We start from the raw sequence: 24,857 nt of genomic DNA, 5'->3' as shown, positions 1-24,857 counted from the left end.
CTCCGATGAGCGGGGCGCCGGATGAACCGGAGCCCCGCACTGGACGCGCCGCCCCGGACGCACCCAGGACGATCACGGCGACGAAGGGAAGCCTTGCCATGACCAGATCTGGACCCGCCCTCGTGGCGCTCCTGCTGTTGACGGCCTCCGCGACCGCCGCCTTGCTCGAGGTGCCCACCGCCTATCCGACGATCCAGGCGGCCATCGATGCCGCCGCGCCCGGAGACACCGTGGCCATCGCGCCGGGAACCTACGAGGAACAGGTCGTGGTCACCCTGGACCTGATGATCATGGGTGCGGGGTCGGACCAGACCACCATCCAATCTCCCGTGGACCTGCCGCATTCCGTCGGCACCAACCAGTGGGTCCCCATCGTCAGCTGCGAGATCCCGGCCGAACGCGTGAATATCCAGGGCCTGACCATCGACGGGCTCGGCAGAGCCCCCGAGACCGGGCGCCTCGTCGGCATCCTCCACTGGCGCACCGGCGGCGTGGTCGAGGATGTCCACCTGGTCAACCTGCACCGCACCCCGGTGGACGGACTGACCAGCGGCATCGGCATCTTCGCCACCACGGGCGCCGACCCCTACACGCGCCTGCTGACCGTGCGCGACGTGGTGATCGAGCGCTTCCAGAAGGCCGGCGTGGTGGCCAGCGGCTTCGACCTCTCGGTGGACCTCCAGGACCTGGTCATCGACCCCATGGACATCTACTCCGACGCGGTCCAGAACGGCATCGAGTTGAGCGTGCTCAGCGACGCCCTCCTGCGCAACTGCACCGTCCGCAACGTCTGGTACGACGGAGACCCCTACCCCACCATCACCGCCAGCGGCCTGGTGTCCCTGAACTGCCTGCACCTGCGCATCTTCGATTGCCGCCTGCTCAACAACCAGACCGGCGGCTACTTCGTCCGCAACGACACCGAGATCGAGAACTGCGAGGTGGTCAGCCGCGACGACGAGGGGACCTACGCCTACGGGATGCTGAGCGTCGGCACCCTGGGCATCGTGGAGAAGGGCCCGCGCGAGCTCCACTTCCCCGACCCCCTGCCCACCGTCGACCTCGTACCGCCTCCCACGCGCCCCTGGCCGAGCTGGCCGGTGCGCCTGCGCCAGTGCACGTTCACGGGCATGGGAGTGCCCGCATCCCGCGGCCTGGCCGTGCGCTCGGTGGTGGGCATCCAGGACCTGGAGATCACCGGCTGCGAGTTCGTGGACTGGAACACGGGAGTGATCTCGCTCGAGTACTCGCCGGGCGAGGTCCAGGCCCGGTTGAGCGGGAGCGTGGTCCAGAGCAACAACAGCTTCGGCGCCTTCGCCAACACCCTCGCTCCGCTGGACGCCCGCGGCTGCTGGTGGGGACACCCCACCGGTCCCTTCCATCCCTCGCTCAACCCCATCGGACTCGGCAACACGGTCAGCGACAACGTGCGGTTCGACCCCTGGCTCGAGGGCAACCTGGCGCCGGTGCCGCTGCCCCAGGTGATCTCGCTGGCCGACCAGGACGGCGCCGATTACAGCGACGTGGTGACGGTCGAGTACCTGGGCGGCGCCGACGGCGCGCTCTACGGCTTCTCGCTGGACCTGAGCTGGGATCCCGCGGTGATCGAGGCGGTGTCCGTGACCCGTCCGTCGTACGGGTCGTTCGCCGACGCCACCTTCTTCCAGAGCGTTCCCACCGAGGGCGGCGTGCGCGTCGATGCCGCACTGGGCGGCGAACAATCCGGCTGCGACAACGGCCCGCTCCTGGAGGTGGTGTTCCGCGCCATCGGCACACCGGACTGGACGCCGAGCCCGCTGAACATCTCGCTCCTGCACATGCGCAACAACCAGAACCAGCCCATCGGCGGCTTCACCCTGGACCAGGGTCAGGTGGTGGTGGACCTGCAGGCGCCGGTCATCGCCGACGTCAAGCTGACCAACGAGACCCTGCCCCACACCGACGAGTTCGCCAAGAACGGTGACATGCTCTCGGTGTCCAGCGACATCACCGACGGGGATCCCTCGTTCGGCGTGGCCGGGATCCGCCTGATCGCCGCGGTGCTCTGGGGCAACGAGGTGATCTACCAGGCCCCCGATTATTTCATCGGCAACAACGCGTCCTGGGCGGCCCGGCCGGCGATCCTCCCTCCCGACGGCCCCCAGTCCGCCGTGGTCGAGGCCTGGGATCCCGCGGGCAACTTGGCGCCCCAGGCCTTCGACCCATTCGTGGTGGACAACACGCCCCCCACCACGATCAGCGGCCTGACCGCCACCCCGGGACACAACACCATCGACCTCGCCTGGAACGACGCCACCGGGAGCGACCTCCACTACCGGCAGACCGTGGTGCGCGCGGCCCGCTGGGGCGACTATCCGTTCTACGACGCCACCGAACCCGACTACCCCACCGACCCCGACGCCGGCGAGGCGGTCTTCACCGGGGAGGGCACCGTCCACCAGCAGACCTTCCCCGCCGACGGCAGCGAGCGCGACATCGTCTACTTCGGCGCCTTCGCCGAGGACCAGGCCGGCAACTTGGGCCCGCCCGACAGCGGCGCCCAGGCCCGCGCCACCAACTACCGCCTCGGCGACGTGCGCAGCCAGCCCCCCGGATCGCCCGGCGACGGCCTGGTCGACCTCTACGACATGACCCGCCTGGGCGACACCTACGACCTCGTGCGCACCGACCCGGGCTTCGACGGCGACTGCGACGTGGCCCCCGCCGACGGCGGCGCCACGGGCATTCCGCTGCCCGACGAATCCGTCGACCTCGAGGACCTGCTGGTCTTCGCCGACCAGTTCGACCTCGATCAGGACCCGCCACCCGGCCCCTTGCCGAGCGCACCGCCCCGGCTGGCCTGGCGCCAGGTCGGACCCGCGACCTGGGCACTGGTGCTCGAGGCGCCGTGTCCCCGGCTGAAGGCGCTGCACCTGGCCGGCGACGCCCAGGGTCAGCCGCTCCGCCTGGAGGCCGGCGAACTGCTGCGCAGCCAGCCCTATCCGTGGTTCCTGGTGCCTGGCCGCGATGCAGCCAGCGCCGGGCTCGCCATGCTCGGCCATGGCGTTGGGATCGTCGGCACCGGCGAACTCCTGCGCCTGGTGGCCGCCGGACCGATGACCCTGCCACCACCCGTTCTCGAGCTGCGCGACATCGACGGCGCGGTCCTCGAGAGCGGCTGGCCCACGGCCGTCCCGGACCAGGACCTGCCCACGGTGTTCCGCGCCGGTCTGCCCACGCCCAACCCCTTCAACCCCACCTGCGAGATCGCCTTCGATCTGCCAGCCGCCCAGCGCGTGCGGCTGGTGGTATACAGCCTCGACGGTCGCCGCGTGGCCGAGCTGATGAACGAGGACCTCGGCGCCGGCCGCCATGCCGCCCGCTGGCAGGGTCGGGATCAGGCCGGCCGGGCCGTGGCCGCCGGCACCTATCTCTACCGCCTGGACGCGGGCCCCTGGTCCGCCACGGGCAAGCTGGAACTGGTGAAGTGACGGCGACCACGGTCGCCTCGCGTGAAACGGAGCCTGACATGTTCCACCGCATCATGGTCCTCGCCCTGGTCAGCCTCTCGATTCTGGCTCTGGCGGCTGACGCCGAGCCCTTCCTGCACTGGTCGCCCAGCGACACCCTGGTCACCCTGGGCGATCAGGCCACGCTGTCGATCGTCCTCGACGAGGCGCTCGATGTGCGCACGGTCGAGATCTACATCGAGTTCGACCCGGCGGTAGTCGCCACCGTCGAAGGCGGCCCGGGCGCGCTCTTCGACGGCTACAACCTCTTCGCGGGATTCGAGGAAGACGCGCCCAACGTCTGGCACGGCTACTGCGTCATCCTGGGCGCCAGCGAGTGGGCCACCGGCCCGGGCGAGATCTGGCGCTGGACCGTGGAGGGCACGGCCACCGGCATCTCGCCCATCACCACCGTGGAGTTCACGCTGCTGCCGCCGGGCGGCGGCGACTATCCCGACGCGGAGCTGCTCGACGACCAGGTCCGCGTCGACGACACCTCGGGCGTGGCGCCGCAGCTGCCCGCAGCGCTGGAGCTGTCGCTCTACCCCAATCCCTTCAATCCACGCACGCAGCTCGAGCTGAGCCTCCCCGCGGGCAGCGCGGGGCGTCTCCAGGTCCTCGACCTGCGCGGGCGCCTCCTGGCCACTCCCTGGTCCGGCGTCGCGGGCGCGACGTCCGTGATCGTGCCCTGGGACGGGCGCGATGCGGCGGGCCTGGCCCTGCCCAGCGGGGTCTACACGTTCCGGCTGATCGGTTCGCGAGGCCAGGCGACCTGTTCGCGCGGAGTGCTGATCCGTTGATCGACCGAGGGCGCCGCCGTGCAGCGAGCGGCGCCACCGTGCCGTCGGCTAACCCGCGGCCGCCTCGGCCGCGGTACGAGGCAGCTTCCCCTGCGGCGGCCGTTGCACGACCCATTCGTCCCCGCCCTCCCGGTGATCCAGTCTGCGAACGAGGAAGAGGTGCAGCTGCTTGCTGGGCAGCCAGAGGCCGAGCTGGTCCTCCCGCACCACCGTCTCCTCCATCACCTCGAGCAGGAGACCCGGCAGCTGCGGGTCGCAATCCACGGCCCGGGCGGTGAAGGCGTTGTCGTTGCGCAGCGTCAGACTCAGCACGGTCCCGACCTCGTCGCGCTGCAGTTCGACACGGAAGCGCGGTTCCACGTGGCTGTACTCGCAGACGCACCGGATGCCGAGCTGGCTACAGCAATTCTTGAGGGAGTTGTCCTGATCCATCGTCGACTCTCCTGCTCCCAATCCGGCCGGTCAGCCGCGGCCCGGAGCTGATGATACGATTCCCCGGACGGCCCCGATCCCGGGGGCCGCTGGTTCTGGAAGCCGGCACGATGGCGGCTCCACGCGATGAAGAGTTGGTAAGCGGGATGTGGATAGAGACGGATATACCGCTACGAATACGGGAAACCACATACAGAAGCACATCGACACTGGTGTCGCCTTTCCGCCCCCCAATAAGCGGTCTAGCGGTCTGAACTTAGCATGGTCGGCGACGATGTCAATCGCCCGGGCCGGTCATCCGCCCCGCCCGGCGCATCTCGGCGCCGCCGGCGAGATAGACGATATCGCCGAAGCCACGGTCCTGCAGGATGCGGGCGGCCTCGAAGCTGCGCGGGCCCTTGGCGCAGAAGATCAACAGCGGCTGGCCGGCCGGCAGTTCGTCCGCCCGCTGCCGCAACTCCTCCAGCGGGATGTTCACGGCGCCGGGCGGCGGCGGCGGGTCGCTGGCAGCGGACTCGGCCACGGTGCGCACGTCGAGGACGAACCGTCCGCCGGTCTCGGCATGAGGCGGCAGCTGTCCCAGCCCGGTTTCGCGGGCGTTGAGCGCCGCGGCGGCCAGGCCCTGCAGGGGATCCAGGGGAGCGTTGTAGGGCGGCGAGTAGCACACCTCCACGTCGAGCAGATCGACCAGGTCGGCATCCTGGCGCAACAACGCCGCGAACACGTCCACGCGCTTGACCGCATCGCCGCGGCCCACTGCTTGCAGACCCAGGAGGCGGTCGCCGTCCGGCTCGTAGACGAGCTTGAGATAGAGGCGCTCGTGCTCGGGAAAGAAGTGGGTCCGATCGCCGAACGCGCCCCAGGCCACGGCGGGCTCGTAGCCGGCGCGGCGGGCGGCGGTCTCGCTGAGGCCCGTGGCCGCTACGTTGGTCTCGAGCACCTTCACCGCGGCGCTGCCGGTGACCGCGGGGAACTCGGTGTCGCGGCCCGCGAGCACGTCGCCCACCACGCGACCCTGACGGCTGGCGAGCGAACCCAGCGGCACCAGGCAGAGCTCGCCCGAGACATGGTTCATCAGCTCGATGCAGTCGCCGGCGGCGAGGATGTCGGGATCGCTGGTGCGCAGGTTGGCATCCACCACCAGGCCGCCCCGCTCGCCCACCGCCAGGCCCGCGGCCCGCGCCAGATCGGTGCGCGGGTTCACGCCGGCGGCCACCACCACGTGGTCGACACGCAGGGGTCCGCTCGCCAGCTCGATCACGGCGCCCTCACCCTCGCTGCGCGCACTCCGGACCTGGCTCCCGCAATGCACGGCCACCCCGGCCTGTCCGAGCGCGTTGCTGACCAGCCGCGCCATATCCAGGTCGAGCATGGTGGGCAGGAGGCGATCCTCGATCTCGAGCAGGGCGACCTCGGCGCCCCACATGTCCACCAGCGCCACCGCCGTCTCCACGCCCACGAACCCGCCGCCGATCACCGCCACCTTCTCCACGCGGCCGGTCCGCAGCCCCTCGCGCAGGCCGAGCACGTCCTCGGGCGTGGTCACCGGCGTCACCCGCGAACCCATCTCCACGCCGACCGGCACCCGTAGCGCCGCGCCCAGGGCGTAGACCAGCTTGTCGTACATGATCATGGTGCGCGCGCCGTCGCCAACCGCCTCCACGGTCACGGCCTTGGCGTCGCGATCGATGGCCACCACGCGCTGCCCGGTCTGCACGTCGATATCCTTCACCGAGTGGAAGAACGCCGCGTCGCGCACGGCGCCATAGCCGGTCTCCCGCAGCGCGTCCAGACGCTCGATCTCGCCGCTGAGCACGTAGGGCAGGCCGCAGGTGCCGTAGCTGATGAACTCGCGCTGGTCGACCACGGTGATGCGGGCCCGCGGCATGAGGCGACGCGCGCGGGCGGCGGCCTTCAGACCGGCGGCATTGGCGCCGAGCACGAGGATACGGGGGTCGGGCACGGGAGGCCTCCGAGCGAGGGGGATGGGTGATGCGGTAAGAAGTTAAGGGGGCGGCCGGGGGATCGCCAAGTCCACGCAAGAGGGCGGCCAACAGGCCGCCCTCGATTCCCCCAATGCGGCTCTACACGGCGCTCACACGCAACCTGTCGGCTTCTCCAGCCCCGCCACCTTGCACGCGCCCTTGGCGGGCCCGCTGGGGAACAAGGTGTACATCTCCTTCAGCTTGAAGCCGGTCTCCTTGCAGAGCTTGCGGACCATGGGCGCCACGCCGAACTCGGCGTAGTACTCGCGGATGTAGTTCATGATCTTCCAGTGGTCCTCGGACAGCTCGTCCAGGCCCTCGGTGCTGGCCAGGGCCAGGGCAGCCTGCGCGTCCCACTGCTCGGGATTGATCATGAAACCGTCGTCGTCGACCTCGATGGTGACCGCGCCATGGGTGAGGCTGGGCATACCTGGATCCTCCAAATGGTCGGGAAGGTAGCGTTCGTAGTGTCCCGAAGACAGCTGGCGATGTTGTTCAATTTTAATCATTGCTCGCGGCCGGGTACAGGAGGAAAAATCCGCTATTCCTCTGTGACTTCCTGCAAGGTCTCCGGGCGCAGCAGTTCGACCTCGCGCCGATCGACGCGGATCAGGCCATCCTCGCGCCAGCGGCGCAGCAGACGGCTGAAGGTCTCGGGGGTCATGCCCAGGGTGCGGGCCATGTCGGCCTTGCTCGAGGGCAGCACGACGACCTCGCTGGACTGCCCCGGATCGCCCTGCTCCCAGGCCAGTTCGAGCAGGCGCGCGGCCAGCCGCGCGGGAGCCGGACGCGAGGCCAGCGACTCGATCCGGCCCACGAACTGGCGCAGGCGCACGCTCAGGGTGGCCAGCATGCGCAGCAGGATCTCGGGGCGCTCGCGACCCAGGGTGAGGAACTGGTCGCGCGGCAGGAAGAGCGCCTCGGCCACGGGAGCCGCCGCCGCCGCGGTGGCCGGGAAGGGCCCCCCTTCGAACACGGGCACCTCGCCGACCACCTCGCCCGGGCCGAAGAGATGGAGCAGGCGGCGCGCACCCTCGGCTCCGGCCCGGTAGATCTCCACGCGTCCGCGGGTGATCACGTGCAAACCCTGCGCGGGGGTGTCCTGCTGGAAGAGGATCTCGCCGCGATCGTATCGCCGGAGCGAGGCCAGGCCGCCCAGGGTGAGCAGCTGTTCGGGATCCAGGCCCGAGAAGAGCGGGCAGCGGACCAGGAGATCGGCCTTGAGGCGGGGTGTGCGGCGGAGTTTTTCCATGGGGCGTAAGATGATGCGAGACCTTGACCTTGGTCAAGGTCGATTCCGCAACCAGGATATATCTTATCCTTGAATTGCGGCCGCGGAACCAACGCAGGAGAATCAAGATGGCGAAGCGCCAGATTATCCAGATAAATGAAGAATTGTGCGACGGTTGTGGCGAATGCGTGATCGGATGCGCCGAAGGAGCCTTGCAAATCATCGACGGAAAGGCCAGAATTGTCCGGGACGACTATTGCGATGGCTTCGGCGACTGTGTCGGCACCTGTCATGCCGGCGCCATCACCATCGAGGAGCGCGAGGTCGCCGACTACGACCCCGCCGCTGCTCGAGATCACGTGGCGAAGATCCGCGGCCAGCAAGGAATCGCAGAGTTCGATCGGGCGGCGGCCCGACACGGCCAGGCGCACGGCCAGCCCACGAGCGGCGGCTGTCCTGGTTCGCAGATGCGGGTGTTTCCAAGGGCAGACGGCGGTGTCTCCCCCTCCTCCCCCAACCCGTCGTTTGTCGATGGGGCACCCGCACCCTTTCCAGGGGCCACCGGTTCGACCACCGGTGGCCCTGCTGCATCCAGCGGCCAGGACCCCGGCACCGTCATCCCACCCAGCCTCGGCCAGTGGCCCATCCAGCTGCATCTGGTCCGCCCCGGCGCACCGTTCTTCAAGAATCGTGAACTCAGTATTCTGAGTACATGCTCACCAGTGGCCATGCCGGACGCCCAATGGCGGTTCGTGCGCAACCGCGGAGTGGTCATGGCCTGCCCCAAGCTCGACCGCACCGAGGGATACGTCGAGAAGCTGGCCGGCATCATGGCCGAGCCCTCGATCCCGCGGGCGCTGGTGGTGCGCATGGAGGTGCCGTGTTGCGGCGGTCTCTCACAGATGGCCGTGCGGGCAGCCGAGCAATGCGGTCGCGAGAACCTGTCGGTGGTGGAGGTCACCGTGGCCACCGACGGCCGCCTGGTGGGCGAGCGGGTGCTGTACGGTCCGGGCCTCTAGCCCGCGCGCAATCCGGGTCGCGACGCAGCGGATGTCGCCAGCGCCGGCAGCAGGATGGTGACGATCGTGCCGCGGTCCGGCGCGCTCTCCACCTCGATGTGACCGCTGTGCGCCTTCACGCTGCCGTAGACCCTGGTCAGGCCGAGACCGGTCCCGTTGTCGCCGCGCGTGGTGAAGAACGGCTCGAAGATGTGGCGCCGCGTCTCCTCGTCCATGCCCACGCCGGTGTCGCGGACCTGGATCTCCACGTATCGTCCCGAACGACCGCCTGTGGTCTCGCCCGCGGCGGGGAAACGACGGTCGCGCACCGCGAAGGTGAGCCGACCGCCGTCGGGCATGGCGTGACCGGCGTTGATCCCCAGGTTGAGCAGGGCCGACTCCAGGCATGAACTGTCGCCGAGGATCGGCCCGACCTGTCCGTAGGATTCCTGTTCCAGCTCGATGTTGGCCGGCAGGGTGCGTTCGAGCAACGCCATGGTCTCGGCCACCAGATCACCGACGTGCAGGACGTCGCGGCGACCGGGGCGATGGCGCGAGAAGTCCAGCAACCGCGTGACCAGGTCGCTGGCGCGCTCGCTGGCGGCGAGGATGCGCACCGCCGGTTCGCCCGGATCCACGGGTTCGGGAATCTGATCGGCCAGCACTTCGGCGTAGCCCTGGATGGCGCAGAGAAGGTTGCCGAAATCGTGGGCGATGCCCCCGGCGAGACGGCCCACGGCCTCGAGTCCCGCGCTCAGGCGGAGATGCTCCTCGAGGCTGTCGCGCTCGCGCTCGGCGCGCTCCTTGGCGGCGATGATGCGCCGCAGCTCGGCATTGGCCACGGCCTGACGCGAGATGGTGTCGGCCATGAGGTCGAGGAAACAGCAGACCTGATCGAAACGGTCGGAGGACATGATCCGGGCCGCCGCCGCGCCACGAGCGTGTCCGTTGGCGCCCGGGCCCACGAGCCAGCGGGCCAGGTGACGCTCCCCCACCCTGATGCTCGCGCCGCGATCCCAGAACTCGTCCAGGCCGTGGGGGATGTTGCTGGGGCGGGTGATGGGCTCGCCGTCGGGGTCGATGATCACGCTGGCGACGCGGTGTGTGCGGGCGAAGGAATCCTGGAGGCTCTGGATCTCCGCGATGTCGAAGAGCTCGGTGAAGTGCCAGTCGGTTGAGCCGGAGGGGTGTTTGCTCATGGAAAGGACACCTCGCGATCCACGCATGACGTGGCGACGCCGGCTGTCCTGACCAGGTCGAGACATGCCGGCACACGAATGTCGTCTCCCGCGGATTCATGATTCACCGATGAATCCAGCCCCCCCGGACCCGGCCGGATCTCGGATCCGGCCACGCCATTGATCATACCACATCACGAGCGGCATGTCCCGCTTGAACGTCACTTGTAAATCTGCCAATCTACATGCAGCGGGCCACCGGACCTGGCCAGGCCTACCGGCGGCCACTTGGCCGGAGCCCGCCGAGGCGAGATGCTCGACCTTTCCAGCTTCGCCGAACCGCTCAACCACGCCGACCCCCGTCTGCGTCCGCAACCCGGTATGCCACCGCCACCGTTGACAGCGACCCGCCGGGGCGTGCGCTGGTGGCTGGTCCACGAGGATGTGGAGCCCGAAGACGTGCTGGCCCGGGTGGTGGCGACCTATCAGCAAAACGGCTGGCGGCGCCTGGCGCAGGAGAAGCTGAATTTCCTGCTGGGCAACGAGCGCGGCAAGCTCATGGTCCATATCGACGACGCCCCGCACCGCGTGGTGATCCGGCGCACCGTGGGCGGCGAGGAACGCCGGGCACCGCTCTGGCCCGAGGAATTCGCCGGGCGGGTGATCGTGCGCGTCGAGGTCATCTGAGCGACCGCTCCGGCCTTTCCGATATCGCCTGTTCAGTCCTGGACAACACCTCTGGATTGGTCGACACTCCCACCGAAAAGTCCCAGCCTCTCATCGCCATGAAAAGGACAACACCATGGCTATCCGCGACCAGGATGCCCTCGACTATCACGCCAAGGATCGTCCCGGCAAGATCGAGGTCGTTCCCACCAAACCGTGCCTCACCCAGCGGCACCTCTCGCTGGCTTACACCCCGGGCGTGGCCGTGCCTTGCAAGGCCATCGCACAGAACCCGGCGCTGGCCTACCGCTACACGAACCGCGGCAACCTGGTGGCCGTGGTGAGCAACGGCACCGCGGTGCTCGGGCTGGGCAACATCGGGCCGCTGGCCGGCAAGCCGGTGATGGAGGGCAAGGGCGTGCTCTTCAAGCGGTTCGGCCACATCGACGTGTTCGACATCGAGCTGGACAGCGAAGATCCCGAGGAGATCATCCGCGCCTGCGAACTGCTCGAGCCCACCGTCGGCGGCATCAACCTCGAGGACATCAAGGCTCCCGAGTGCTTCGTCATCGAGAAGCGGCTCAAGGAGTCCATGAACATCCCGGTCTTTCACGACGATCAGCACGGCACGGCGATCATCGCGGCGGCCGCGCTGATCAACGCGACGAAGCTGCAGAAGAAGACCATCGAATCGCTGAAGCTGGTGGTGTCGGGAGCCGGCGCGGCGGCGATCGCGTGCGCCAACCTCATGATCTCGCTGGGCATTCCCCGCGAGCAGGTCACGCTGTGCGACAGCAAGGGCGTGGTCTACCGGGGACGCACCGAGGGCATGAACGAGTACAAGGAAGCCTTCGCCGTGGACACCGAGAAGCGGACGCTGGCCGAGGCCATGACCGGCGCCGATGTGTTCCTCGGCTGCTCGGTGGCGGGTCTGGTGACGCGCGAGATGGTGCAGTCCATGGCGCCGCGGCCCATCGTGTTCGCGCTGGCCAACCCCGACCCCGAGATCACCTACGACGAGGCCACGGCCGCCCGCGACGACGCCATCGTCGCCACCGGCCGCAGCGACTTCCCCAACCAGGTGAACAACGTCCTGGGCTTCCCCTTCATCTTCCGCGGCGCCCTGGACGTGCGCGCCACGGGCATCAACGAGGAGATGAAGCTCGCCGCGGCGAACGCGCTGGCCGAACTGGCGCGCCGGCCGGTGACCGAGGAGGTGGCGGCGGCCTACGGCGGCCGGTATTTCGAGTTCGGCCCCGACTACATCATCCCCAAGCCCTTCGATCCGCGGGTGCTCTCGGTGGAGGCGGTGGCGGTGGCCAGGGCCGCCTGCGAGACCGGCGTCGCCAGGGAGCCGATCTTCGACTGGGACGAGTACCGCACTCGCCTCGAGGGCATGACCAACCGCAGCTGGATGGTCATGACCCAGATCCGCAACAAGGCGCGCGCCCGCCCGCGCCGCATCGTCTTCGCCGAGGGCGAGAACGATCGCGTGCTCGAGGCCTGCCGCATCGTGGTGGACGAGGGCTTCTGCATGCCGGTGCTGCTGGGCGACCCCGTGGTGATCGCCGAGCGCGCCGAGCCCATCGGCCTGGACCTGGACCGCGTGGCCATCAAGAACCCGAACAAGTGTCCCAACCTGCACCAGATGGCGCGGCTCCTGCACCACGAGCGCGCGCGCAAGGGCTACGACTACTACACCGCCCGTCGCCTGGTGCGACGTCCCATCCACCATGGTGTGATGATGCTGCGCACCGGCGAGGCCGAGGGCATGGTCTGCGGCGCCGAGCGCAGCTACGTCGAGGTGATCCGCCGCGTGCTGCCGCTGGCCGAGCTGAAGGAGGGCGCCCGTCGCGTGGTCGGCATGCACGTGGTGCTGGTGGATCAGCGGGTGTTCATCTTCGCCGACACCACCATCAACATCTCTCCCTCGCCCGACGAGCTGGCCGAGATCGCCATGATCGCGGCCCAGCTCGCGCGGCACTTCGGGCTGGAGCCGGTGGTGGCGCTCCTGTCGTACTCCAACTACGGCGACAACGACACGGCCGACTCGCGGAAGGTGCGCGAGGCGGTGCGGATCCTCAACCGCGAACACCCCGAGCTGCGTGCCGACGGCGAGATGCATGCCGACGTGGCCGTGCTCGGCGACATGTGCGAGAAGGCGGTGCCCGATTGCCGGGTCCGGGGCGAGGCCAACGTGCTGGTGTTCCCCGACCTGCAGAGCGCCAACATCGCCTACAAGCTGGTGGCGCACCTCGGCGAGCGCGAGGTGATCGGTCCGCTGCTCTACGGGCTGAAGCAGCCCATCAACATCGTGAGCATGCGGTCCTCGGTGAGCGAGATCGTGAACATGGCGGTGATGTCGGCCTACGAGGTGGGGAGGGCCTAGGAGTACGCCGCCACGCTGCCGGGAATGTTCGATTGATCAACTAGGGCATCCGGCGTTATGCTGCCTGCGGCAACCGCAGCAACGCCGCTCTCTCGAGCCTCGTGTCATCGACCTTGAGAAAGGATCGCCATGAAATTTCTGCGCCCGTTCATCCTCACGATCATCATGCTCGCACTGGCCGGCACCGCCTCTGCCGGAACCCGTGGTTGGGGGCTCGGCGCCGGCGTGCTCGACGGCGACTTCGGCATCCAGGCCAGGAAGGATTTCTGGCTGGGCGGCGACATCTCCCAGATCACCGGCCAGGGCTCGGTCTATTTCCACGGCAAGACCACGTTCCGCCTCGACGCCGACTACCACTTCATCATCAATCCTGGCCAGTCCAGTCGTTTCTATCCGCTGGCGGGCCTGTCGTTCGCCTTCAACTCGGACAGCGCCAAGTTCGGCTTCAACGTCGGCGGCGGTTTCAACTTCATGTTCACCGAGAAAACGGCGGCCTTCGCCGAGCTGAAGTACATCATCTCGGACTGGGACGGGTTGGCGGTGACGGCGGGCATCTACTTCTAGTCGGCCTCGAACTCCAACCGACGACCCCGGCAGGATTCCTCGACACGACCATCGCGCCAGGCCACGCGGCCCGACACGATGGTCGTGTCCACGTTGCCGGGGAAGGTGGTCCCCGCGAAGGGCGTCCAGCCGCACTTCGACAGCACCTGGTCGTGCGTCACCGCGCAGGGCCGCTCGGGATCGAGCAGCACCAGGTCCGCCCAGTAGCCCTCGCGCACGAAGCCGCGTTCCCGCACGCCGAACACCAGGGCGGGATTGTGGCAGGCCTTCTCCACCAGTTCGGGCATGGTCAACACGCCCTGGACGTGCAGGGCGTACAGCGCGGGCAGCAGGAACTGCACGAGCGGCAGGCCGCTGGGCGCGCGAAGGTAGGGCTGCTGCTTCTCGGCGAGGGTGTGGGGAGCGTGGTCGGTGGCGATGACGTCGAGGCGGCCGTCGCGCAGGGCCTGACGCAGCGCGTCGCGATCGGCGGCGGTCTTCACCGCCGGGTTGCACTTCAGGAGCGGGCCGAGAGTCTCGTGATCGGCATCGCTGAACCACAGGTGGTGGGCGCAGACCTCCGCGGTGATGCGCTTGTCCCGCACGGGGCCGGCGGCGAACAACGCGAGCTCGCGGGCCGTGGTCAGGTGCAGGACGTGCAGGCGGGTGCCGTGCTGCTTCGCCAGTTCGACCGCGAGCGACGACGAGCGGTAGCAGGCCTCGGCGCTGCGGATGGCCGGGTGCTCGGTGAAGGGGATGTCCTCGCCGAACCGCCCGGTCCACGCCAGTTCGTTGGCGCGGATCAGCGGGTCGTCCTCGCAATGCACGGCCACCAGCCCCGGAGCGTCGCGGAAGATCGCGGCCAGCGCGTCGGGGTCGTCCACCAGCATGTTGCCGGTACTGCTGCCCATGAACACCTTCACCCCGCAGGTGCGGCCGGGCGGGAGGTTGCGGATCTGGTCGAGGTTGTCGTTGCTGGCGCCGAGGTAGAAGGCGTAGTTCGCCACCGAGGCGTGCTCGGCCAGGCGTTCGCGATGGGCCAGCGCCGCGAGCGTCAGGGTGGGGGGCTGCACGTTGGGCATGTCCATGAAGCTCGTGACCCCGCCGGCCACCGCGGCCCGCGACTCGCTGGCCAGGTCGGCCTTGTGGGTGAGGCCCGGCTCGCGGAAGTGGACCTGGTCGTCGATGAGGCCGGGCAGGAGGTACTTGCCGGCGGCCTCGATGACGAGGTCGGCGGGATGTGAGGCGAGGTCCGGGGCGATGGCGGCGATGAGGCCGTCGCGGACCAGGACGTCGGTGGTCACGACGGTTCCCTCGTTGACCAGGCGGGCGTCGGTGATGAGGATGCTGGCAGCGTCGGTCACGGGTCAGGCAGCTTTCCTTGGCGATGGTGGGGCCATGCACGGGCTCCCGGTGCCTCAGTCGCACCCCACCTCGTGCGCCCCGTAGCCGGGACAGGGCGTGGCCGGCCGGAGCCGGTAGTCTGCACCCGATGCGTCGCAGAACAGCGGATCGACCATCAGGTTGCCCGTCCCGTCGACCCAGTCGTCCAGGCCGGCCCAGGCGTCTCCGTCGGGATCCCAGCAATCGACGTGCTCCAGGGTCAGCTCCCACGGCTCCTCGCTGCCCGGAATGCGCACCGCCGGTGTCTGCGCCCCCACCGCGATGCTCCAGGTGAGACGGACATCGGCATAATAGCCGAAAGCCAGCACGGCGCACGGGGAATCGGCCACGGTGACCTGGGACAGGTCCGCAGCGCTCCAGCTGCCCACCTGGAAGAGCGCTGCATCGGCAGCCGACGCCACGGCGGCCGTCACCGTGACCCGGCGTACCGCCACCATCTCCTCGGTGTTGATCGTCAAGAGCGGCGAGGTGCAATCGTGGAAGTCGACCGTGTCCAGGCTCAGCGCGCCAACCCCTGCGGTGCGCACCACGCCGGCCGCACCGGCGGCGCAATCCATGAACCGGGTTCCGGCCAGCGTGGCCGTGGCCCCTCGCTGGAGTTCCATCACGGCCTGCTCGGTCCCCGTGCAGTCCCGGAACATGCAGTCGATGATCTCCACCTCCAGCTCGTCACCCAGGGTCAGGGCTCCGCCGGTGACCAGACCCCGCCCGAGGTCCGCGAAGGTGGTGCCCATGATCCTCAGCTTGCAAGGCTGCTCGCCATTGTCGCCGCTGCCGCGCAGTCCGAGCTGTGCATCGCGCACCAGGCAGCGATCCACGGCCAGACATCCCGCCAGCGTTGCCAGCAATGCGGTCTGGCCACCGCTGACGGTGAGATCGGCCAGGAGGACCGAGTCGGCCGTGGCCATCACGGTCACCGGACCGGCCCCGGTGTCGAGGATCACCTCGGCGCCGCCGGCACGGCCGAGGATAGCCACCGAACGCTCGATGGTCACCGCGCCGGCGTGGACACCGGGAGCCAGGCTGATGGTGTCGCCGGGATCGGCCATGACCAGCGCCTCGGCCAGGGTGGCCGCGTCCTCGGGAACGCCGATGCCTGGGATCACGGGGGGCGGCTGCGCGGGATCGTCCTCGTCTGAGCAGCCGAGGATGAGGACGAGGGGGAGGACCAGGCCAGCCAGGGCGAGGAGGGCGTGGCGCGGAAGCATGGGCGAGACTTCCTTGAACGATGTCGGAACCGGGCGACAAGCGCCCTGATGAATGATAAGATTTTATCACTCCTGGATGTTCAGGTCCAGTCCCATGCGCCCCGAAAGCAGGATCGCTCATGACCAGATCCGCGCTTGCCGCCCTCTTCCTGCCGTTGCTGATCGGCTCCGCCTCCGGCGACGAAGGCGTGGATTACCGCGACTACATCCACTGGCTCGACATCGTCGAAACGGGCGGCGCCACCCGCGATGTGGTGGCCATGGGCAGCCTGGCCTATCTCGCCGACGGACCGTCGGGCCTGGTGATCCTCGACGTGAGCGATCCTCACGACGTGCGGCCGGTGGGCCAGAACAGCGCGGTCGGTGAAGCACGGCGGCTGCTGATGGACGGCCCGCTGATCCACGTCACCAGCACCGACGGCCGGCTGAGCATCGTCGACCACGGCGACCCCGCCGATCCCCGGATCCTCGGCCAGCTCCAGCTCCCCGACACCGGCCTCGGCCTCGGCCTCGCCCGACACGGTCACCACCTGCTGGTGGCCGCCGGAGCGGCCGGCCTGCTGGTCATCGACCTCGCCGACCCCGCCGAACCGAACCTCGCGGCCACTCTCGCCCTGCCGGGCCTGGCCCGCGGCGTGGCCGTGGCCGGCTCACTGGCCTGCGTGGCCGCCGACGGCGCGGGCCTGCAGGTCGTCGACCTCGGCCAGCCCACCGCGCCAGTCGTGATCGGCCACCTGGCCACCGCCGGCCCGACCCACGACGTCGCCATGGCCGGCCCCCTCGCCCACGTGGCGGTCTACCTGGCTGGCCTGCAGGTCGTCGACCTCACCGACCCAGCCGACCCCACCCCGCTCGCCCACCTCCCCCTGCCCGACCGCGCGTTCCGGGTCACCGTCGACGGGCCGCTCACCTACCTCGCCTGCGGCGGCCTCTGCGTGGTCGACACCGCCGACCCCACCGATCCCCACCTCCTCGGCCGCCCCAGCACCCTGGGCGATGCCCGCGCCCTCGCGGTGGCCGGCGACCGCGCGCTGGTGGCCACCGGCTCGCGCGGACTGGAGATCCTCGACATCGGCAACCCCGCCGCGCCCCCGCGCCTCAGCATCACGGCGCTCGGGAACCTGGCCGGCGGCGTGGTCGCGGCCGGCACCCTGGCTTACGTCGCCGCCGGCGACCTGCACATCCTCGACATCGCCGACCCCGCCGCCCCGCTCCCCCTGGGCGTCGCCTCGCTCCCGGATCTCGCCTCGCGCGTGGCGCTGGCCGGCAGCCACGCCTGGGTCGTCACGGCCAACGGACCCACCAGCGTTCTTTTCGGCCTCGACGTCGCCGATCCCGCCGATCCGCTGCTGGTCGCCGAGCTCGCCCTGCCGGGCTACGCCGGCGATCTCGTCGCCCACGGCCCGGCGCTCTACCTGGCCGACTTCTTCCTCGGCGGCGTCCATGTCGTCGACATCACCGACCCCACCGACCCGCGGCTCCGGCCCACGGTCGCCACGCCCCCGTACGCGCTGGCCGTGGCCGTGTCCGCCGACCGCCTTTACGTCACCACCGGCGCCTTCGGCGGCGCCGCGCTCCAGGTCTTCGACCTCGCCAACCCGATGGCTCCCCAGCTCCTGGCCGGGATCCCCCTCGATGCCGATGCCGCTTACGGCCTGGCCGCGAGCGGCGACCTGGTCTACCTCGCCCTGGGCCTCTCCCAGGCCAACGACCCCACCGGCCTCTTCACCATCCTCGACCTCACCGACCTCGCCGCCCCTCGCCAGCGCGGCTCCGTCGAACTCCACCGCTTCCTCCGCCATCTCCAGGTGATCGGGCCCACCGCCTACGTGTCCGGCCTGCCAGGCCTCCTGCACGTGGTGGACGTCCGCGACCCCGACCGCCCCGTCCGCGTGGGCGAGACCTTCCTGCCCGACAACGCCTTCCACACGGCGGCCGGCGGCGGGATCGTCCTGGCCGCGGCGCAGAGCCAGGGCCTGGTCATCGTCCCGCAGCACCACGATGGCGGCGTGTCGGTGGAGCGTCCCGGCGGCGATGTTGCGGACACGGCCGCGGCGACCTTGCTGGCCGCCGCGCCGAACCCGTTCAATCCGCAGGTCACGGTGTCGTTCTGGCTGCCGCGCGCCATGGCCGCCACGCTCTCGGTCCACGACCTCGCGGGACGGCGGGTGGCCCGGCTGGCGAGCGGGGTCCTCGCCGCCGGAGAGCATCACCGGGTCTGGGACGGCCGGGACGGGGCGGGAAGAGTCCTGCCGTCCGGCCTGTACCTGGCGCGGCTCGAGGGCGCGGAGATCGTGCGGACGGTCAAGCTGGCCCTTGTCCGTTGACTTCTATTCTTGCGCCTCGATGCGGACAATCCGCGGATGTCCGCAGGATCGTGATACTTTCCCGCGTGGCCGCACGGAACCGATCCTCGCGGCGCACGACTCCGCCCTAATCCGCCGACCGCCAGATCCGGTCGTACACCAGCATGCCCAGGTAGCCCACCAGCAGCATGCCGCCCAGCACCAGCCAGATCAGCTGCGGGTGTCCGCCGGCGATGAACCTGCCGTAGAGCGGGTTGATGGTCACGCCGCTGAGCCCGGCCCCGATGGCCACGGGGATGCGCAGGAGCCCGCCGCCGAGCCCGGTCTTCTCGGGCGGCAGCATGCCGATGAGGTACTGCTCCATGCGCGGCATGCACGCCATCTCGCCCACGGCGAAGAGGATGGTGCCCGCGAACATGAACCAGGGCACCTCGCCGGTGGCGGCCCAGAGCCCCAGGCAGCCCAGCAGCATCACCGCGATGCCCAGCGACACCACGGGGATCGAGCGCATCTTCTCGGTCAGACGCGTGACCAGCAGCTGGAACATGATCACGTAGAGCGCGGTGTGGGCCAGGGTCTCGCCGGCGATGTGCTTGTCCTCGGTGGCGAACAGCCCCACGAAGCCCTCGCCGAAGACCGAGGCGAACGCCGTGTAGAGCTTGTCGGTGGCCACGAAGCGGTCGACGTACATGGGGCAGAGGTTGAAGAACGCCCAGAACGGCACCTCGATGAGCAGCCCGAACATGAGGATGAACGCCAGCAGCTTCCCCTGCTTGAGGAACGGCACGATCTCGGCCAGGTGCTGGCCCAGCGGAGGGCGCTTGGCCGGGTCGCGCTCGGGCTCCATGGGGTTCTGGTAGAACAGCGCGGTCACGATCATCATGCCGACCACCGCGATGGCCGACGCCAGGAACGCGTAGTTCCAGCTGTGCGTGCGCAGCGCCCCGGCGGTCATGGGACCGAAGAAGGCGCCCACGTTCACCATGAGGTAGAAGATGCCGAAACCCAGGGTGCGGTTGGTGCCGTCGGTGGTCAGCCGGACCGTGCCGGCGATGAGCGGCTTGAAGATGCCGGCGGCCACGGCGATCAGCGCCATCACCGCGAGCACCGCGGCGAACTGGCGCGTCAGCACCAGCAGCACGAAGCCCGGCAGGTAGAGCACGTACGACCAGAGGAGCATGCGCTTGAAGCCGTAGCGGTCGGCCAGCACCCCCGAGACCAGCGGCACGCTGTAGCTGAGGAACAGGAAGATGCTCTGGACCACGCCGAGGCGGCTCTCGCTCCAGCCGAGGCCGCCCTCGAGCACGGTCTTGGTGGCGAAGATCTGGAAGCCCATGTAGAGGCCGTAGTAGGCGAAACGCTCGAGGATCTCGATGACGTTGCCCACCCAGAAGACGCGGGGGAAGGGAGAACGGGGCATGTGGCGGTCACCTCCACTGGGGTTGAGGCGCGAACGTTACCCGGGAATGCGGCCGCGGGCAACGGTTTCACCGCGGGAATTCCGGAACCAGGCCATCAGCCCTCTTGTTTCAGGATACTCGATCATGCCATATTTCCCGCCGGAAGGATCGGATGACCAACGCTGCTCCCATCACCCTGGCCCTGCTCCTGGCCGCCGGCCAGCACGGCGCCACGGCAGAGGAGGCCCTCGAGCAGGGCGTCCTCCAGGTCGCGCTGTCCGGTTACGAAAAGGCCGTGGCCGCCGGCGAGGTCGAGCCCGGCGCGGTGCTGACCATCATCGACTACAGCCGCCCGAGCACCGCGCAGCGGCTCTACGTCTATGATCCCACGCGGGAGGAGATCCTGCGCGCAAGCCTGGTGGCGCACGGCAAGAACAGCGGCGAGAACCTGGCCACCCGCTTCGGCAACGAGCCGGGATCCCTGCGCAGCAGCCCCGGTTTCTTCGTCACCGGCGGCACCTACCAGGGACGGCACGGCTACTCGCTGCGCCTGCGCGGACTCGAGCCCGGGATCAACGACAACGCCGCCCGCCGCCACATCGTGATCCACGGCGCCGACTACGTCTCCCACGACTTCGCCCGGCGGCACGGTCGCCTGGGCCGGAGCTGGGGCTGCCCCGCCTTGCCGCGCGAAAGCGCCCGCGACATCATCGACATGATCAAGGACGGGACCTGCCTCTTCATCTATTGCGACGACCCCGGCTACCTCCACGAATCCAGCTATATTGACCCTGCGGTTCCTTGATCCAGCGTCTCTTCTCGACCGGAATCCGGAGGACCATCCTTGCGCCCGAAGCTCGCCCTGCTCGCGCCCTTGCTCCTGCTCGTCTCCCTGCCGGCCCTGGCTGACGACACCATCGCCGCCGCCACCGTGATCATCGAAGCGCAGCTGGGCGCCATGGCGCGCGAGGACTCGCTGGTGATCGCGGACGACCAGGTGCTGACCCGCCGGTCGCTCCAGCAGGTCTACGCCGCCAACGGCCACGTCCCCCTCTGGACCGAACCGGCCACGGTGGCCAGGATGCTCGAGGCCATGGTGGACATCGCCAACGACGGCCTCGATCCCGCGGATTACCATTTCGCGGCGCTCAACCGCCTCGGCTCGGCCACCCCCGAGGAGCCGCTCCTGCTGGCCCAGCGGGACATCCTGCTCACCGACGCCCTGCAGCTGATGGCCTACCACCTCGCCTTCGGCAAGACCGATCCCGCGCGGCTCGACGAGCACTGGAACCTGTACGATCTCTACGAGAATCCCGACCTCCTCTCCGCGCGGGGCCGGGAGAGGATCACCGCCGACCTGCTCTCATCCCTCGCCGATGGCGCTCCGGAACGCCTGCTGAGCCAGGCCCGGCCGCAGCTGCCCTTCTACCGGCGCATGCGCGAGGCCCACGCCCGCTACCGCGCCCTGGTGGACGCCGGCGGCTGGCCCGCGGTCGCCGAGGGTCCCACGCTGCGCGAGGGCGCCACCGACGAGCGGATCTCCTGGCTGCGCCGCCGCCTCACCCTGACCGGCGACCTCGCCGCCGACGCGCTCAACGGCAAGGATTTCGACGCGGTGGTCGCCGCCGCGGTCACCCGCTTCCAGGCCCGCCACGGCCTGGAGGCCGACGGCGTGGTGGGCCGCCAGACCCTGGCCGCCCTCAACGTCCCCGCCGAGGCCCGGGCCCGGCAACTTCGCATCAACCTCGAGCGCGACCGCTGGGTCATGCGCTTCGAGACCTCCGACATGGTCCTGGTCAACATCGCCGCCTTCGAGACCTGGCTCGTGCGCGACCACGCGGTGGTCTGGCGGTCGCGGGTGCAGGTGGGCCGTCCCTTCACCCAGACCCCGGTCTTCTCCGCCAGCATGACCTACCTCGAGTTCAATCCCACCTGGACCGTGCCTTCCTCCATCGCCGACCGCAGCATCCTGCCCCAGGTCCAGCGCGACCCCTCCTATCTGGCGCAGCAGAACATGAAGCTGCTCGACCGGCAGGGACGCGAGGTCGCGGCCGCCTCGGTGGACTGGAACTCGGTGGACACCATGCCGTATACCGTGCGTCAGGATCCCGGGCCCAACAACGCCCTGGGTCGCGTGAAGTTCATGTTCCCCAACGAGCACGCGGTCTACCTGCATGACACGCCCAGCCGCCAGCATTTCTCACGCTCGGCCCGCGCCTTCAGTTCGGGCTGCATCCGCGTGGAGAATCCGCTGGAGCTGGCCGCCCTGCTCCTGGCCGACCAGCCCGGATGGTCGGCCGAGCGGATCGAGCAGGTGGTGGCCGGCGGCAAGCGCACCACGGTCCGGCTCAGCGAGCCGCTACCGGTCTTCCTGCTCTACTGGACTGCCTACGTCGACGCCGACGGATCGGTCCAGTTCCGCGACGACCTCTACGACCGCGACACCGCGGTGCTGGCCGCCCTTTCGGCACCACCGCTGCTGCATCGGCGGCACGGCGCCCATTCCGCGATCGACTGAGTTCCCCTGATAGCCAGAATTCAAGCATGACCCCGAGGCTGCCGATCCTGAACCCGATCCCGGTTCGACCGACCCCTGATCTGGAGAACGCTCCGTGCACCTGCTCCGCCTCCGCACCGACACCCCCGAGCGCCTCCGCTTTGGCTGGCATCACCGGCTCGGCGCCCTCTGCGGACGCGTGGATCTGGATCTCGACCTCCTGGACGGGACCTACGTCCTGCGGCGCGGCGCCGGGATCCGGACCCATCGGCGCGAAGGGGTCCTGCGCGACGACCTCCGTAAGGTCACGCTGAACAAGGAACGCGTGCCCGGATCCTCGTCGCGAGCGGCCCGCCAGCGTCAGCATCGCTGGACCGTGGCCGTGACCCTCGCCGACGAGGCCCGACCGCTCGTGGTCTTCGCCTCCCCTGCCGAGGACCCTGCCCGGCAACGTTGGGAAGACCTCGCCCGACGCCTGCACCTCGAGGCAGTGGACACCAGCGGCAAGACCGTCAAACGCCTGGCGCCGCAGGAGTTCACCGTGACGCCCGCCCTGGACCAGGGACCGAGCTACGGTCGCAGCGAGGACCATCTCGCTCACCCCTCCGGCCTCGGGGTCCAGAGCACCGACACGCAATTCGTGGTGGACCTGCCACCCGCGGGCCTGGCCCGCACAGGCGCCATCCGGCTGCTCCTCGGCCTGGTGGCGGTCCTGGCGGGCGGACTCGTCCTGCTGGTGGTCCTGGGTCGCCAGCCCGGACTGCTGCCGGCCGGCAACGCCCTGATCGCGGCCCCGATCTCCAGCCTGGCCATGGCCATGGCGCTGGTGGTGCTGGGCGCGCTCCTGGCGGCCATCGGCGTGGTGGTCGGTCGGGGACACGAGCGCCTGACGTGCACGGGCGACGAGATCCGCGTGAGCTTCCGCTGGGGCGGACGGCAGTTCGGCGAGCAGATCCTGCCCCGCCGGGGTCTCACCGACATCGCGGTCCAACCCCGGACGGGCCGGGGCCGGGCCGAGGTCGTCAGCGTCGAGGTCGGTGGCCTCGGCGTGCTCGACAGCGGTCGTCCCGTCTTCACCGACCAGCGCGAGCTCGTGCTGCACGGTGAAGGCCAGTCGCTGGTCTGCGGTCGCGGTCAACGCGATCGCCACCTCGAGTGGATCGCCGCGGCGCTGCGGCGACGCCTGGCAGGGGCCGCGCCCGCTCCCCGGCAAACGGTATCGCTCTGAACGAGGACCAGGGGTTGACGCCTTCCGCTTCTGCGTCGAGCATGACAGGACCATCTGGCGCGCCGACAGCACGTTCGCAGGAGCCGAAGCCATGGATGATCCCCGCCGCTTCCTCGACAGCATGTCCGCCGGTTACCAGGATGCGATCATCCTCCTGACCGCCAACCACCTCGGCATTCCGGCCGCCCTGGTCGACGGCCCACGCTCCGCCGCCGATCTCGCCACCGCCCTGGACTGCGACGAGCGCGCCCTCGACGTCCTGCTCTGCGCCCTGACCGCCGCGGGCATCCTCCAGCACGCCGGCGCCACGCGTTTCCAGCTGGCCGAGGCGTTCACCCCGTACCTCGACCCCGACAGCGATCGCTCGCTCCACAGCATCCTCGACCATCACTACCACCTGCTGGCGCGCTGGGTCCAGCTGGCCGAGGTCGTCCGTAGCGGCCAGCCCGCTCCGGCCAGCGCCGGCGGCCGCGATGACCGCTCGCTGCGCGCATTCATCTGCGGCATGAAGGACATCTCGCGACAGTCGAGCCTGGAGGTCGCCGACGCCATCGGCGAGCTGGGCGACTGCCGGCGTCTTTTGGACCTGGGCGGCGGGCCCGGCACCAGCGCCATCACCTTCTGCCGCCGTTGGCCAGCGCTCCAGGCGGTGGTCTTCGATCTTGCCGAGGTGGTGCCCATCGCCGCCGAGGAGATCGCCGCCGCGGGCATGGTCGGCCGCATCACCACCCGCGCGGGCGACTATCACACCGACAGCCTCTTGGTCGGCGACGAGCCCCTCTTCGACGCGGTCTACGTCTCCAACATCATCCACTCGCTCTCGCCGCAGGAGACCACCCTGCTGTTGACCAAGTCCGCCGGCGCCCTCGCTCCCGGCGGCCTCCTCATCGTCAAGGATTTCTTCCTCGCCGACAGCCGCACCGAACCCGCCTTCGGTGCGCGCTTCGCGGTGAACATGCTGGTGGGTACCGCCGGCGGGAAGAGCTACACCTGGCGCGAGACCGAGGAAATGCTGGCCGACATCGGATTGCAGAACCTGCGCCGGTTCCAGGTGGCGGCCAACAGCGGCGTGGTGACGGCCAGGAAGCCGGGCTGAACACGTCT

The 24,857-nt window shown here is 69.5% G+C and carries 19 protein-coding genes; 11 read left to right on the top strand and 8 right to left on the bottom strand.

Annotated features, from left to right (window positions below):
• The first annotated feature begins 98 nt into the window (after positions 1 to 98).
• Both IFSED24_RS15310 and IFSED24_RS15305 read left to right on the top strand, forming a co-directional pair.
• Positions 99 to 3,470 (top strand): hypothetical protein, encoded by a 3,372-nt coding sequence (locus IFSED24_RS15310; RefSeq protein WP_491332346.1) that lies wholly within the window; start codon positions 99 to 101, stop codon positions 3,468 to 3,470.
• A gap of 38 nt (positions 3,471 to 3,508) precedes the next feature.
• Positions 3,509 to 4,288 (top strand): hypothetical protein, encoded by a 780-nt coding sequence (locus tag IFSED24_RS15305; RefSeq protein WP_491332345.1) that lies wholly within the window; start codon positions 3,509 to 3,511, stop codon positions 4,286 to 4,288.
• Between the two features lie 48 nt (positions 4,289 to 4,336).
• Here the strand turns inward: IFSED24_RS15305 and IFSED24_RS15300 are convergent, their stop codons facing one another.
• From IFSED24_RS15300 to IFSED24_RS15285, 4 genes are all read right to left on the bottom strand, one after another.
• Positions 4,337 to 4,720 carry a hypothetical protein gene (locus tag IFSED24_RS15300; protein WP_491332344.1) on the bottom strand — a complete coding sequence of 128 codons (384 nt, stop codon included), beginning with the start codon at positions 4,718 to 4,720 and terminating at the stop codon, positions 4,337 to 4,339.
• A 277-nt stretch (positions 4,721 to 4,997) separates the two neighbouring features.
• Positions 4,998 to 6,683 carry an FAD-dependent oxidoreductase gene (locus IFSED24_RS15295; protein ID WP_491332343.1) on the bottom strand — a complete coding sequence of 562 codons (1,686 nt, stop codon included), beginning with the start codon at positions 6,681 to 6,683 and terminating at the stop codon, positions 4,998 to 5,000.
• A 132-nt stretch (positions 6,684 to 6,815) separates the two neighbouring features.
• Positions 6,816 to 7,133: a TusE/DsrC/DsvC family sulfur relay protein gene (locus IFSED24_RS15290; RefSeq protein ID WP_491332342.1), complete on the bottom strand. Its 318-nt coding sequence runs from the start codon at positions 7,131 to 7,133 to the stop codon at positions 6,816 to 6,818.
• Between the two features lie 113 nt (positions 7,134 to 7,246).
• The gene (locus IFSED24_RS15285) at positions 7,247 to 7,957 is read right to left on the bottom strand and encodes a Crp/Fnr family transcriptional regulator (protein ID WP_491332341.1); all 711 of its coding nucleotides are present in this window, start codon (positions 7,955 to 7,957) and stop codon (positions 7,247 to 7,249) included.
• 107 nt (positions 7,958 to 8,064) lie between these two features.
• Between IFSED24_RS15285 and IFSED24_RS15280 the strand changes: the two genes are divergently transcribed.
• Entirely contained in the window at positions 8,065 to 8,955 is an 891-nt protein-coding gene (locus IFSED24_RS15280) for an ATP-binding protein (RefSeq protein ID WP_491332340.1), read from the top strand.
• On the opposite strand, the gene IFSED24_RS15275 is transcribed toward IFSED24_RS15280, so the two are convergent.
• A complete protein-coding gene (locus tag IFSED24_RS15275) occupies positions 8,952 to 10,133 on the bottom strand; it encodes a two-component system sensor histidine kinase NtrB (protein WP_491332339.1) in 1,182 nt (393 codons plus the stop codon). The two genes, IFSED24_RS15280 and IFSED24_RS15275, sit on opposite strands and share 4 nt — an antisense overlap.
• A gap of 291 nt (positions 10,134 to 10,424) precedes the next feature.
• Between IFSED24_RS15275 and IFSED24_RS15270 the strand changes: the two genes are divergently transcribed.
• The 3 genes from IFSED24_RS15270 (at position 10,425) to IFSED24_RS15260 (ending at position 13,731) form a co-directional block, all read left to right on the top strand.
• Positions 10,425 to 10,799 (top strand): hypothetical protein, encoded by a 375-nt coding sequence (locus IFSED24_RS15270; RefSeq protein ID WP_491332338.1) that lies wholly within the window; start codon positions 10,425 to 10,427, stop codon positions 10,797 to 10,799.
• Positions 10,800 to 10,914: 115 nt separating this feature from the next.
• The gene (locus IFSED24_RS15265; protein WP_491332337.1) at positions 10,915 to 13,167 is read left to right on the top strand and encodes an NADP-dependent malic enzyme; all 2,253 of its coding nucleotides are present in this window, start codon (positions 10,915 to 10,917) and stop codon (positions 13,165 to 13,167) included.
• Between the two features lie 129 nt (positions 13,168 to 13,296).
• Positions 13,297 to 13,731 (top strand): hypothetical protein, encoded by a 435-nt coding sequence (locus IFSED24_RS15260; RefSeq protein ID WP_491332336.1) that lies wholly within the window; start codon positions 13,297 to 13,299, stop codon positions 13,729 to 13,731.
• Here IFSED24_RS15260 and IFSED24_RS15255 read toward each other — a convergent pair.
• Both IFSED24_RS15255 and IFSED24_RS15250 read right to left on the bottom strand, forming a co-directional pair.
• Positions 13,728 to 15,074, bottom strand: a complete 1,347-nt coding sequence (locus IFSED24_RS15255) for a dihydroorotase (RefSeq protein WP_491332335.1) — start codon at positions 15,072 to 15,074, stop codon at positions 13,728 to 13,730. The two genes, IFSED24_RS15260 and IFSED24_RS15255, sit on opposite strands and share 4 nt — an antisense overlap.
• 54 nt (positions 15,075 to 15,128) lie before the next feature.
• Positions 15,129 to 16,322, bottom strand: a complete 1,194-nt coding sequence (locus IFSED24_RS15250; RefSeq protein WP_491332334.1) for a hypothetical protein — start codon at positions 16,320 to 16,322, stop codon at positions 15,129 to 15,131.
• Between the two features lie 119 nt (positions 16,323 to 16,441).
• Between IFSED24_RS15250 and IFSED24_RS15245 the strand changes: the two genes are divergently transcribed.
• Positions 16,442 to 18,649 carry a FlgD immunoglobulin-like domain containing protein gene (locus IFSED24_RS15245; RefSeq protein ID WP_491332333.1) on the top strand — a complete coding sequence of 736 codons (2,208 nt, stop codon included), beginning with the start codon at positions 16,442 to 16,444 and terminating at the stop codon, positions 18,647 to 18,649.
• Between the two features lie 106 nt (positions 18,650 to 18,755).
• Here the strand turns inward: IFSED24_RS15245 and IFSED24_RS15240 are convergent, their stop codons facing one another.
• Complete coding sequence (locus IFSED24_RS15240) at positions 18,756 to 20,048, bottom strand: MFS transporter (RefSeq protein ID WP_491332332.1); 1,293 nt, start codon at positions 20,046 to 20,048, stop codon at positions 18,756 to 18,758.
• Between the two features lie 152 nt (positions 20,049 to 20,200).
• On the opposite strand from IFSED24_RS15240, the gene IFSED24_RS15235 reads away from it, so the two are divergent.
• The 4 genes from IFSED24_RS15235 to IFSED24_RS15220 all read left to right on the top strand — a co-directional run bounded on the left by IFSED24_RS15235 (position 20,201) and on the right by IFSED24_RS15220 (position 24,849).
• The gene (locus IFSED24_RS15235) at positions 20,201 to 20,833 is read left to right on the top strand and encodes a murein L,D-transpeptidase catalytic domain family protein (RefSeq protein ID WP_491332331.1); all 633 of its coding nucleotides are present in this window, start codon (positions 20,201 to 20,203) and stop codon (positions 20,831 to 20,833) included.
• Positions 20,834 to 20,872: 39 nt separating this feature from the next.
• Positions 20,873 to 22,546 carry a L,D-transpeptidase family protein gene (locus IFSED24_RS15230; protein ID WP_491332330.1) on the top strand — a complete coding sequence of 558 codons (1,674 nt, stop codon included), beginning with the start codon at positions 20,873 to 20,875 and terminating at the stop codon, positions 22,544 to 22,546.
• Between the two features lie 94 nt (positions 22,547 to 22,640).
• Positions 22,641 to 23,753 carry a hypothetical protein gene (locus tag IFSED24_RS15225; protein ID WP_491332329.1) on the top strand — a complete coding sequence of 371 codons (1,113 nt, stop codon included), beginning with the start codon at positions 22,641 to 22,643 and terminating at the stop codon, positions 23,751 to 23,753.
• 91 nt (positions 23,754 to 23,844) lie between these two features.
• Positions 23,845 to 24,849, top strand: coding sequence for a methyltransferase (locus IFSED24_RS15220; protein ID WP_491332328.1), 1,005 nt, complete (start codon positions 23,845 to 23,847; stop codon positions 24,847 to 24,849).
• Positions 24,850 to 24,857 lie beyond the last annotated feature (8 nt).

Source organism: Candidatus Latescibacter sp. IFSED24 (assembly GCF_058273205.1).
The sequence above is the reverse complement of the archived record's forward strand: the minus strand, read 5'-3'. Positions and strand labels throughout refer to the sequence as shown.

Bases quoted from the DNA above. Each gene is read 5' to 3' on its own strand.
- IFSED24_RS15310 (WP_491332346.1), top strand. From the start codon at position 99: ATGACCAGATCTGGACCCGCCCTCGTGGCGCTCCTGCTGTTGACGGCC.
- IFSED24_RS15305 (WP_491332345.1), top strand. From the start codon at position 3,509: ATGTTCCACCGCATCATGGTCCTCGCCCTGGTCAGCCTCTCGATTCTG.
- IFSED24_RS15300 (WP_491332344.1), bottom strand. From the start codon at position 4,720: ATGGATCAGGACAACTCCCTCAAGAATTGCTGTAGCCAGCTCGGCATC.
- IFSED24_RS15290 (WP_491332342.1), bottom strand. From the start codon at position 7,133: ATGCCCAGCCTCACCCATGGCGCGGTCACCATCGAGGTCGACGACGAC.
- IFSED24_RS15285 (WP_491332341.1), bottom strand. From the start codon at position 7,957: ATGGAAAAACTCCGCCGCACACCCCGCCTCAAGGCCGATCTCCTGGTC.
- IFSED24_RS15280 (WP_491332340.1), top strand. From the start codon at position 8,065: ATGGCGAAGCGCCAGATTATCCAGATAAATGAAGAATTGTGCGACGGT.
- IFSED24_RS15275 (WP_491332339.1), bottom strand. From the start codon at position 10,133: ATGAGCAAACACCCCTCCGGCTCAACCGACTGGCACTTCACCGAGCTC.
- IFSED24_RS15270 (WP_491332338.1), top strand. From the start codon at position 10,425: ATGCTCGACCTTTCCAGCTTCGCCGAACCGCTCAACCACGCCGACCCC.
- IFSED24_RS15265 (WP_491332337.1), top strand. From the start codon at position 10,915: ATGGCTATCCGCGACCAGGATGCCCTCGACTATCACGCCAAGGATCGT.
- IFSED24_RS15260 (WP_491332336.1), top strand. From the start codon at position 13,297: ATGAAATTTCTGCGCCCGTTCATCCTCACGATCATCATGCTCGCACTG.
- IFSED24_RS15250 (WP_491332334.1), bottom strand. From the start codon at position 16,322: ATGCTTCCGCGCCACGCCCTCCTCGCCCTGGCTGGCCTGGTCCTCCCC.
- IFSED24_RS15245 (WP_491332333.1), top strand. From the start codon at position 16,442: ATGACCAGATCCGCGCTTGCCGCCCTCTTCCTGCCGTTGCTGATCGGC.
- IFSED24_RS15240 (WP_491332332.1), bottom strand. From the start codon at position 20,048: ATGCCCCGTTCTCCCTTCCCCCGCGTCTTCTGGGTGGGCAACGTCATC.
- IFSED24_RS15235 (WP_491332331.1), top strand. From the start codon at position 20,201: ATGACCAACGCTGCTCCCATCACCCTGGCCCTGCTCCTGGCCGCCGGC.
- IFSED24_RS15220 (WP_491332328.1), top strand. From the start codon at position 23,845: ATGGATGATCCCCGCCGCTTCCTCGACAGCATGTCCGCCGGTTACCAG.